General features: G+C 68.7%; 8 protein-coding genes. 4 read left to right on the top strand and 4 right to left on the bottom strand.

Annotated features, from left to right (window positions below; genetic code table 11):
• Positions 1-115: 115 nt before the first annotated feature.
• The 3 genes from AC5JDC_RS29950 to lpdA all read left to right on the top strand — a co-directional run bounded on the left by AC5JDC_RS29950 (position 116) and on the right by lpdA (position 4,142).
• A complete protein-coding gene (locus AC5JDC_RS29950; RefSeq protein WP_495847335.1) occupies positions 116-1,129 on the top strand; it encodes an alpha-ketoacid dehydrogenase subunit beta in 1,014 nt (337 codons plus the stop codon).
• A gap of 2 nt (positions 1,130-1,131) precedes the next feature.
• Positions 1,132-2,508, top strand: coding sequence for a dihydrolipoamide acetyltransferase family protein (locus tag AC5JDC_RS29945; RefSeq protein WP_495847333.1), 1,377 nt, complete (start codon positions 1,132-1,134; stop codon positions 2,506-2,508).
• A 236-nt stretch (positions 2,509-2,744) separates the two neighbouring features.
• Complete coding sequence (gene lpdA / locus AC5JDC_RS29940) at positions 2,745-4,142, top strand: dihydrolipoyl dehydrogenase (RefSeq protein WP_495847331.1); 1,398 nt, start codon at positions 2,745-2,747, stop codon at positions 4,140-4,142.
• Positions 4,143-4,153: 11 nt separating this feature from the next.
• Here the strand turns inward: lpdA and AC5JDC_RS29935 are convergent, their stop codons facing one another.
• Complete coding sequence (locus AC5JDC_RS29935) at positions 4,154-5,929, bottom strand: SLC13 family permease (protein ID WP_495847337.1); 1,776 nt, start codon at positions 5,927-5,929, stop codon at positions 4,154-4,156.
• 306 nt (positions 5,930-6,235) lie between these two features.
• Between AC5JDC_RS29935 and AC5JDC_RS29930 the strand changes: the two genes are divergently transcribed.
• A complete protein-coding gene (locus AC5JDC_RS29930) occupies positions 6,236-6,847 on the top strand; it encodes a thermonuclease family protein (protein WP_495847329.1) in 612 nt (203 codons plus the stop codon).
• Between the two features lie 24 nt (positions 6,848-6,871).
• Here the strand turns inward: AC5JDC_RS29930 and AC5JDC_RS29925 are convergent, their stop codons facing one another.
• The 3 genes from AC5JDC_RS29925 to AC5JDC_RS29915 all read right to left on the bottom strand — a co-directional run bounded on the left by AC5JDC_RS29925 (position 6,872) and on the right by AC5JDC_RS29915 (position 9,995).
• Positions 6,872-7,213 carry a hypothetical protein gene (locus AC5JDC_RS29925; RefSeq protein ID WP_495847327.1) on the bottom strand — a complete coding sequence of 114 codons (342 nt, stop codon included), beginning with the start codon at positions 7,211-7,213 and terminating at the stop codon, positions 6,872-6,874.
• 319 nt (positions 7,214-7,532) lie between these two features.
• Complete coding sequence (locus tag AC5JDC_RS29920; RefSeq protein ID WP_495847325.1) at positions 7,533-8,183, bottom strand: DedA family protein; 651 nt, start codon at positions 8,181-8,183, stop codon at positions 7,533-7,535.
• A gap of 315 nt (positions 8,184-8,498) precedes the next feature.
• The gene (locus tag AC5JDC_RS29915; RefSeq protein WP_495847323.1) at positions 8,499-9,995 is read right to left on the bottom strand and encodes a CoA-acylating methylmalonate-semialdehyde dehydrogenase; all 1,497 of its coding nucleotides are present in this window, start codon (positions 9,993-9,995) and stop codon (positions 8,499-8,501) included.
• Positions 9,996-10,201: the final 206 nt, after the last annotated feature.

Below are 10,201 nucleotides of genomic sequence, written 5' to 3'. Positions count from 1 at the left end.
ACAGCCGATCTCCCCCCTTGCGGGGGAGATGTCCGGCAGGACAGAGGGGGGTGCGAAGGAGCGCCGTCTCTCGACACATGGCAACAGCCTCTTCACCTCGCGCGGAGGCATTCTGATGCCCCGCAAGACCATGATCGAGGCGATCCGCGACGCCATGGACGTGTCCATGGGCCGCGACGACCGCGTCGTCGTCTTCGGCGAGGATGTCGGCTATTTCGGCGGCGTCTTCCGCTGCACCGCCGGCCTCCAGCAGAAATACGGCAAAACGCGCTGCTTCGACGCGCCGATCAGCGAGCTCGGCATCGTCGGAGCCGCCATCGGCATGGCCGCCTACGGGCTGCGCCCCTGCGTCGAGGTGCAGTTCGCCGACTACGTCTACCCGGCCTACGACCAGATCGTGTCGGAGGCGGCGCGCCTGCGCTACCGCTCCAATGGCGAGTTCACCTGCCCGATCGTCATCCGCATGCCGACCGGCGGCGGCATCTTCGGCGGCCAGACGCACAGCCAGAGCCCGGAGGCGCTGTTCACCCACGTCTCCGGCCTGAAGGTGGTCGTGCCGTCCAACCCGGCCGACGCCAAGGGTCTGCTCATCGCCTCGATCGAAGACCCCGACCCGGTGATTTTTCTCGAGCCGAAACGGCTCTACAACGGCCCCTTCGACGGCCATCACGAAAAACCGGTGACGCCGTGGGCGAAGCATGCGCTCGGCGAGGTGGCTGATGGCCACTATGCCGAGCCGCTCGGCAAGGCGGCGATCCGGAGGGCCGGATCGCAGCTCACCGTGCTCGCCTACGGCACCATGGTCTATGTCGCCGAGGCGGCGGCGGAGGAGACCGGCATCGACGCCGAGATCATCGACTTGAGGACGCTTCTGCCGCTCGACCTCGACGCCATCGTCGCGTCGGTGCAGAAGACCGGCCGCTGCACCGTCGTGCACGAGGCGACGCTGACCTCCGGCTTTGGCGCCGAGCTGGCGGCGCTGGTGCAGCGCCACTGCTTCTATCACCTGGAGGCACCGGTGATGCGGGTGACCGGCTGGGACACGCCCTATCCGCATGCTCAGGAATGGGACTATTTCCCAGGCCCGGCGCGTGTCGGCCGGGCGTTCGTCGAGACGATGGAGGCGTGACCATGGCCGAGCACGTCATAAAACTTCCCGACGTGGGCGAGGGCGTGGCCGAGGCCGAGCTGGTCGAATGGCACGTCAAGATCGGCGACCTGGTGCGCGAGGACGCGCTGCTGGCCGCCGTCATGACCGACAAGGCGACGGTCGAGATCCCGTCGCCGGTCGACGGCGAGGTGCTGTGGCTGGGTGCCGAGATCGGCGAGACGGTGCCGGTCGGCTCGCCGATCGTGCGGCTGAAGGTGGCGGGCGACGGCAATGCGGTGGCCGGGGCGGCCAGGGAGGTCAAGCCCGAACCGGCTGCCTCGCGCGCCAAGAATACCCCTACCCCTGACCCCTCCCCTCAAGGGGGAGGGGGACCACCCGCCGCCGCGGCAGGCAAACCGCAACGGCCGGTTTCCGCGGACGGCGAGGGCACGCAAACCGGATCCCCCTCCCCCTTGAGGGGAGGGGTCAGGGGTGGGGGTGTTGCGGCAAAACCCGCCGCGCCCGCCGGCGCGCCGCGCCCCGAGGGCGAAAAGCCGCTGGCCTCGCCCGCCGTGCGGCTGCGCGCCCGCGAGACCGGCATCGACCTGCGCCAGGTGCCGGGCACCGGGCCGGCCGGCCGCATCACCCATGAAGACCTCGACGGCTTCCTGGCCCGCGGGCCGCAGCCGGCCCGTCCTGCCGGGCTTGCGCAGGATACGTCGGTACAGGAGATCAAGGTCGTCGGGCTGCGCAGGAAGATCGCCGAGAAGATGGCGCTGGCGAAGGCGCGCATCCCGCACATCACCTATGTCGAGGAGATCGACGTCACCGCGCTGGAGGAGCTGCGCGCCGCGCTCAACAAGGAGAAGCGCCCGGACCGGCCGAAGCTGACCATCCTGCCGTTCCTGATGCGGGCGATGGTCAAGGCGGTGAAGGAGCAGCCCGGCATCAACGCGCTGTTCGACGACGAGGCCGGCGTCATCCACCGCCACGGCGCCGTGCACATCGGCATCGCCGCGCAGACGCCGGCCGGGCTCGTGGTGCCGGTGGTGCGCCACGCCGAGGCGCGCGACCTGTTCGACTGCGCCGCCGAGGTCAACCGGCTGGCGGAGGCCGCCAAGGCGGGCACTGCGACGCGGGAAGAACTTTCCGGCTCCACCATCACCATAAGCTCGCTCGGCGCCATGGGCGGCGTCGCCACCACGCCGGTGATCAACCATCCGGAAGTGGCGATCGTCGGCGTCAACAAGATCATGGTGCGGCCGGTCTGGGACGGCACGCAGTTCATCCCGCGCAAGATGATGAACCTCTCCTCCTCCTTCGACCACCGCGTCGTCGACGGCTGGGACGCCGCAGTCTTCGTCCAGCGCATCAAGGCGCTGCTGGAAACGCCGGCGCTGATCTTCGTGGAGGGGTGAGGGATGATTTCTCGGTCAGCATCGCGTTCCTTCGCACCCCCCTCTGTCCTGCCGGACATCTCCCCCACAAGGAGGGAGATTGGCCCGCAGCATGGCCTTAGCCAATCTCCAGCGCTGCAGAATGAGAGCCGCAAAAGCGGCCGGCCGATCTCCCCCCTTGTGGGGGAGATGTCCGGCAGGACAGAGGGGGGCAACGTAGAGCGCCGGACCCTCCTCAAGGTGGAGGTCGTGCGCCCATGAAAGAAATCTCCTGCAAGCTGCTCGTGGTCGGCGCCGGGCCGGGCGGCTATGTCTCGGCCATCCGCGCCGGGCAGCTCGGCATCGACACCGTCATCGTCGAGGCGAAGAAGCCGGGCGGCACCTGCCTCACCATCGGCTGCATCCCGTCCAAGGCGCTGATCCACGCGGCCGAGGAATTCGACATCGTCCGCCGGGCGGCGTCGAACGGCAACGGCCTGCTCGGCATCTCGGCGGCGTCGCCGGCGATCGACCTGGCAAAGACGGTCGCCTGGAAGGACGGCATCGTCGGGCGGCTCACCAGCGGCGTCAGTGGCCTGTTGAAGAAGGCGCGCGTCAAGACCGTGCATGGCTGGGCAAGATTCCGCGACGGCAAGACGGTCGAGGTCGAGACCGAGACCGGTATTCAGGTGATCCGCGCCGAGACGATCGTCATCGCCACCGGCTCGGTGCCGGTGGAGCTGCCGTCGCTGCCGTTAGGCGGAGCGGTGATCTCCTCCACCGAGGCGCTGTCGCTCAGGAAGGTGCCGGGCAGCCTCGCGGTGGTCGGCGCCGGCTATATCGGGCTGGAACTCGGCATCGCCTATGCCAAGCTCGGATCGAAGGTGACGGTGGTGGAGGCGACCGACCGCATCCTGCCGCTCTACGACAGCGAGCTGGCGAAGCCGGTCGCCAAGCGGCTCGCCGCGCTCGGCGTAGAGGTGCTGCTCGGCGCCAAGGCGCAGGGTCTTGCCGGGGCGGGCGAACTGACCATCGCCGGCGCCGACGGCACTGAGCGCCGGCTGGCGGCGGAGAAGATCCTGGTCGCGGTGGGGCGCAAGCCGGCCGTGGAAGGCTGGGGCCTGGAGGAGCTCGATCTCGCCCGCGCCGGCGCCTTCATCCGGATCGACGACCAGTGCCGCACCTCCATGCGCGGCGTCTTCGCCATCGGCGACGTCACCGGCGAGCCGATGCTGGCGCACCGCGCCATGGCGCAGGGCGAGATGGTGGCGGAGATCGTCGCCGGCCACAAAAGGAGCTGGGACAAGCGCTGCATCCCGGCGATCTGCTTCACCGATCCGGAAGTGGTGAGCGCCGGCCTGTCGCCTGATGAAGCGAAGGCTACGGGACGCGAGCTCAAGATCGGCCTATTCCCGTTCTCCGCCAACGGCCGCGCCATGACCAGGCATGGCGAGGACGGCTTCGTCCGGGTGGTGGCGCGCGCCGACAACCACGTCGTGCTCGGCATCCAGGCGGTCGGTCAGGGCGTGTCGGAGCTTGCCGCCGCCTTCGGCATGGCGATCGAGATGGGCGCCCGGCTGGAGGACATCGCCGGCACCATCCACGCCCATCCGACCCAGGGCGAGGCCTTCCAGGAGGCGGCGCTGAAGGCGCTCGGCCAGGCGCTGCATATCTGAGTGGTCGACGCTTACCGTACCGGCCACACGAGCATCAGCAGCGGCACGGCTGCCAGCACGACGATCACCGAAAGCGGAAGGCCGAGCCGCGGGTAGTCGGAGAACCTGTAGCCGCCGGGGCCCATCACCAGCGTGTTGCACTGGTGGCCGATCGGCGTGAGGAAGTCGCAGCCGGCGCCGATCGCCACGGCCATCAGGAAGGCTTCCGGTCTGAAGCCGAGGCCGGAGGCGAAGCCGGCGGCGATCGGCGCCATGACCAGCACGGTGGCCGCATTGTTGAGGAACGGCGTCACCGCCATCGCCGTCACCAGGATCAGCGCCAGCGCGCCATAGGCCGGCAGCCCGGCGGCGACATCGGCCAGCACAGCCGCCAGCACGTCGGTGGCGCCGGTGGTGCGCAGCGAGTCGCTGACCGGGATCAGCGCTGCCAGCATGACGAGGATGGGACCGTCGACCGCGCCATAGGCTTCGCGCAGCGGCACGACCCGGAACAGCAGCATGGCCACCGCCGCCGCGAAGAAGGCCACCGGCACCGGCAGCAAGCCGAGCGCGGTCGTGCCCATGGCCGCCACCAGGATCGCCACCGGCACGGCGCCGCGCCGGGCGCTGCCGATCAGCAGCGGCCGCTCGGCCAGCGGCAGCAGATGGAACTCGCGCAGGAAATCCGGCAGGTCGGCCTGGTTGCCCTGCAGCAGGATGACGTCGCCGAGGCGGAACACGATCGTGCCGGGGTCGCGGTCGAGCCGCTCGCCGCGCCTGCTCACCGCCAGCAGGTTGATGTTGAAGCGGTGATAGAGCAGCAGATCCTGCGCCGACCAGCCGAGCAGGCTGGAGCCCTCGCCGATGACCGCCTCGATCGCCATGATCTCCGCCGCGCGGTCGGCGCTGCTCAGCGTCCTGTCGCCGGTGATGTTGAGCTTCGCCTGCGCCACAAGGCGGTCGAGCGCCTGCGGGTCGCCCTCGATGATGAGGCGGTCGCCGCTGCGCAGCACGGCGTCGGGAAAGGGCGTGATCCTGAGGCCCCCGTCGCGGATGATCGAAGCGATCACCGCCTCGCCCGCCGCGATCTTGAGCAGGTCGCCGACCGTCTTGCCGGCGACCGCGGAACCATCCGTGACCTTGGCCTCCGCGACATAGTTCTTGATGTCGAGCGCGTGATGCACCGACGCGTCCCGGCGGGTGCGATCGGGAAGGATCCAATAGAACAGCACCAGGAACGCCATGCCGACCGCTGTCAGCGACAGGCCCACCGGCGTGAAGTCGAACATGGTGAAGCTCTCGCCGGTGATCTCCTCGCGCAGCCGCGACACGACGATGTTGGGCGATGTCCCGATCTGCGTCATCAGTCCTCCGAGCAGCGCGGCGAACGCCATCGGCATCAGGAAGACGGAGGGCGAGGCGCCGGAGCGCCGCGCGAACTGGAAGGCGATCGGGATCATGATCGCCAGCGCGCCGATGTTCTTGACGAAGGCCGACAGCAGCGCGACGACGATCACCAGCAGCGCCAGCTGCGCCCGCACGGAGGAGAGGTTCGGCGCGAAGCGCTGGATCGCCAGTTCCATGATGCCGCTGCGCGCGACCCCGGCGCTGACCAGCAGCGCGCTGCCGACGATGATGACGATGTCGTCGCTGAAGCCGCTGAACGCCTTGTCGAGCGGGACGACCCCGACGGCGAGCGCGGCGAGCAGCGACAGCGCGGCGACGAGATCATAGCGGAAGCGGCCCCAGATGAAGGTCGCCATCATCAGGACGATGACGGCGACCGAAAGCGTCTGCGGCCATGTCAGCACCGGTATCCCCTGTTGCAGCGGACATCCCCAAACGCCCGGCGCCCGACTTCGTTGCGGTCGTCCGGCCCGGGCGGGGCGAGGGTACCGCTCGCGGATCGGACCGCTACCGCGCGATTGTTTACCCATAGCCGACGTTTTGGTGGATGCCACGGCGAAAGCGGTTTGCCGGGGGGCGGAATCGGTTAAATGGGTACGGGGGAGGTTGCTCGCGTCACGATGGCGGCAGGGCAGCCTCCCTCGGCCTATTGGATATCGCCGCGGCCGGACCTACGAGCTCGCGGTTCAGAAACGACGGGAGGAAGCATGAACTGGCAACGGCATGCCCTTTGCCGATATGGGCTGGTACTGGCCACGGTTCTCATGCTGGCGCCTGGCATGCCGGCGCAGGCGGCTTCGCTCGCGCAGGCGAGCGGCGAGTTGTGGTCCGACAAGCCGAAGCGCGTGGAGACCGTCGATCCCTCGCTCGAGCGTCTGCCGGCGAAGCCGGCGCAGAACCCCGCGGTCAAGCCGGACCCCTATCCGCTGAAGCTCAAACGCGCGGTGCCCTACCAGGTCATCGACAGCGTCAGCTTCATGCAGGAGGGCAGGAAATACCGTCTGGCCGATCTCGAGCCGATCCCCACGGCCAAGACCTGCCGGTCGGCGGACGGCCAGCGCTGGGCCTGCGGCCTGCGCGCCCGCGTCGCGCTCAACCGGCTGCTCGGCGGCAATCTGGTCCGCTGCGCGCCGCATGGCGAGCGCGACGGCTTTCTGCTCGTGGAATGCGTGCGCAGCGGCGACAAGGACATAGGCGGCTCGCTCGCCGCCGCCGGCTTCGCACTGGCGCCGAAGGGAAAGGCCCGCTACCGCGACGAAGAGGAGGACGCGCGCCGGCAGAAGTCCGGCATCTGGGCGGACACGGCCGCTGCCAATTAGACCGAGGTGGCCCGGGCCACCCGCTCAGGCGCCGCGGCCGACATTGATGACGGCCGGCTCCCAACCGTCGCCGGCGGCGACGATGCAGCTCTCGCCGGTCACGCTGGTCATCACCAGGGTCCAGGTGCCGCCTTCGGAGGCATAGATTTCCATGATCGCCTCGTCGCCGACACGGCCATACGCGGACTGACGCTCCTGGTAGTCGCGGGCGAGCCCCGCCTGCAGCTCGTCATGGGCGAAGCAGGCGCCTTGGGCACGCTGCTGCTGGGCCTGCGAGCCCGACATTCCGGTGGCGAAGACCAAGCCGGCGGCGGCAAGGCCGCCAAGCGCCAGCGTCGCAAGTTTGGCTGAGGGTTTCCGTGCCATGGGCACCTCCTGTGCCGCCGCTCTCCGCGCGGCGGGCAGCCGGCGGCTCACGGCAGGGACGATCCGGGCCGATAGGCCGGCGCCCGTACGGCGCCGGTGCAGGGGAACGTGTCGGTCTCCGATAAAGTTCCACCGGCCGAGGAGGACGGCCGTACGGCAAAGGTTCGCTGGCAGGGCTGCGGTCTCATGACCGCCTTGCAACCATGCGTCGTCGCGCTTCTTCCTTCCCCAACTGCGGGAAGGCGCCTGAGTTTTGCAGAGGATATAGCTCGCGACGGTCGAGCAGTCGTCCGCCGCGTCGATCTAGCTTAGCGACAGATTATCGCGACGGGCTGGATCGCCGGCGTGCCGGAGTCGTGCGGCGCGCGATCCACCCGCCGATCACCACGAACAGGGTGGCCGCCACCGTCACCAGCGCCGCCAGGCCGAGCCAGTGCGCCTCGCCGAGTTCGCCGAACTGCTCCGCGCCCCTGGCAGTGATCCATCCCGGCGCGAGCATCATCGGCGCCCAGATGACGGCCGACGCAATGTTGGCTGCCTGGAAACGCCGCTGCTCCATGCCCATCATGCCGGCAACAAGCGGCACGGTGCAGCGCAGCGGCCCGAAGAAGCGGCCGAAGAAGACGGCCATGAAGCCGTACTTCCGGAAGAACAGGCGGACCCGGGCGACGCGCTCGCGATAGTGCCTGAGCGGCCATCTGTGGACCACGCTCGGGCCAAGCCATTGGCCGATCACGTAGGACACGACGTCGCCGAGCACCGCGCCGACGACGGCGCCGGCCAGCACCGGCACGGGGTCGATCAGGCCGCCGCCGATCAACCCTCCGACGACCAGCATGAGACCGGTCGCGGGAATGACGAGCCCAAGCAGGACGATGGATTCGCCGAAGGCGATCAGGCCGACGATCAGGCCCGCCCATGCCTGATGCGTGCGGATGAAGGTCTCTGTCGTTTCCAGCAGGCTTTCCAAGGCGAGGGCTCCGGGTGGGTGGCGGCTATCGGTGGGAACGGACCGGTGTCATGGAATGGCCGTCGGGTGGGAGGTAGTGTCTCCGGCCACTCGCTTGTAGGGTAAAATCCCTACCGGGTGGTATCGGATGCCGTCGGCCGTCAGTCCGCGGCGGCTTCGCCGTCCCGGATTCCTGCGGGATTTCGAGATGGTCGTCGGGTGTGCGGCAGCTTGAACCGCAAGGGCCGTCATGGAAAAGGCGCCGGAAAGCCCGAAGCTCCCGGCGCCCTTTTCAAAGGTCGGCGTGACGGCGCGCGACGCGCGGGCGCCCCCGCGTCAGTTCATCGTCGGGATGACGAACTCCGCGCCTTCCTTGACGCCGGACGGCCAGCGCGAGGTGACCGTCTTGGTCTTGGTGTAGAAGCGGAAGGCGTCCGGGCCGTGCTGGTTCAGATCGCCGAAGCCGGAGCCCTTCCAGCCGCCGAAAGTGTAATAGGCGATCGGCACCGGGATCGGCACGTTGATGCCGACCATGCCGACCTGCACCTTTGCCGCGAAGTCGCGGGCGGCGTCGCCGTCGCGGGTGAAGATGGCGACGCCGTTGCCGTATTCGTGCTCGTTGGGCAGCCGCAGCGCCTCCTCGTAGTTCTTCGCCCGCACCACCGACAGCACCGGGCCGAAGATCTCCTCCTTGTAGATGCGCATGTCGGCGGTCACGTCGTCGAACAGGCAGCCGCCCATATAATAGCCGTTCTCGTAACCCTGCATCTTGAAGCCGCGGCCGTCGACGACCAGTTTTGCGCCCTCCTTGACGCCGGTGTCGACATAGCCCTTCACCCGCTCCAGCGCCTGTTTCGTCACCAGCGGGCCGAAATCGGCGGAGGCATCGGTCGACGGGCCGACCTTGAGGCTTTCGACGCGTGGGATCAGCCGCTCGATCAGCCGGTCCGCCGTCTCCTTGCCGACCGGAACGGCGACGGAGATCGCCATGCAGCGCTCGCCGGCCGAGCCGTAGCCGGCGCCGATCAGAGCGTCGACCGTCTGGTCCATGTCGGCGTCGGGCATGATGATCATGTGGTTCTTGGCGCCGCCGAAGCACTGCACGCGCTTGCCGTTGGCGCAGCCGCGCGAATAGATGTACTCGGCGATCGGCGTCGAGCCGACGAAGCCGACGGCCTTGACGTCGCGGTCGTCGAGGATGGCGTCGACCACCTCCTTGTCGCCGTTGACGACGTTGAGGATGCCGGCCGGCAGCCCGGCTTCGATGAACAGCTCGGCGATCCTGAGCGGCACGCCGGGATCGCGCTCCGACGGCTTCAGGATGAAGGCATTGCCCGACGCGATCGCCGGGGCGATCTTCCACAGCGGGATCATGGCGGGGAAGTTGAACGGGGTGATGCCGGCGACCACGCCGAGCGCCTGGCGCATCGAATAGACGTCGATGCCGGGGCCGGCGCCGTCGGTGAACTCGCCCTTCATCATGTGCGGGGCGCCGATGCAGACCTCGACCACTTCCAGCCCGCGCTGGATGTCGCCCTTGGCGTCGGCGATGGTCTTGCCGTGCTCGCGGGCGAGGATGTCAGCCAGCGAATCGTATTCACGGTTGGCGAGCTCGAGGAACTTCATCAGCACGCGCACCCGCCGCTGCGGATTGGTGGCGGCCCAGGCCGGCTGCGCCGCCTTGGCGTTCTCGACGGCGGCCCGCAGCTCGGCCTTGGAGGCCAGCGCGACGGCGCCGCGCAGGGAGCCGTCCATGGGCTGCATGACGTCCTGCTTGCGGCCGCTGGTGCCGGCGACGTGCTCGCCGCCGATGAAATGGCCATACTCGATCATTGGTCTTCGCTCCCTGGAATTCGGTGTGCGCATTGTCGGTCTTTACGCGCGCGATGGCAACGCGAGGGAAGTCGCAGCCGTTGTGCGGAAATTGATAGGCCACTTTGATCGGCCACGAATTTCCGCATATAGCGGATTTGATGCTTGCGCCCCTTCGCACCCCCCTCTGTCCTGCCGGACATCTCCCCCGCAAGGGGGGAGATTGG

The sequence above is a fragment of the Kumtagia sp. genome (genome assembly GCF_059502445.1).
The sequence above is the reverse complement of the archived record's forward strand: the minus strand, read 5'-3'. Positions and strand labels throughout refer to the sequence as shown.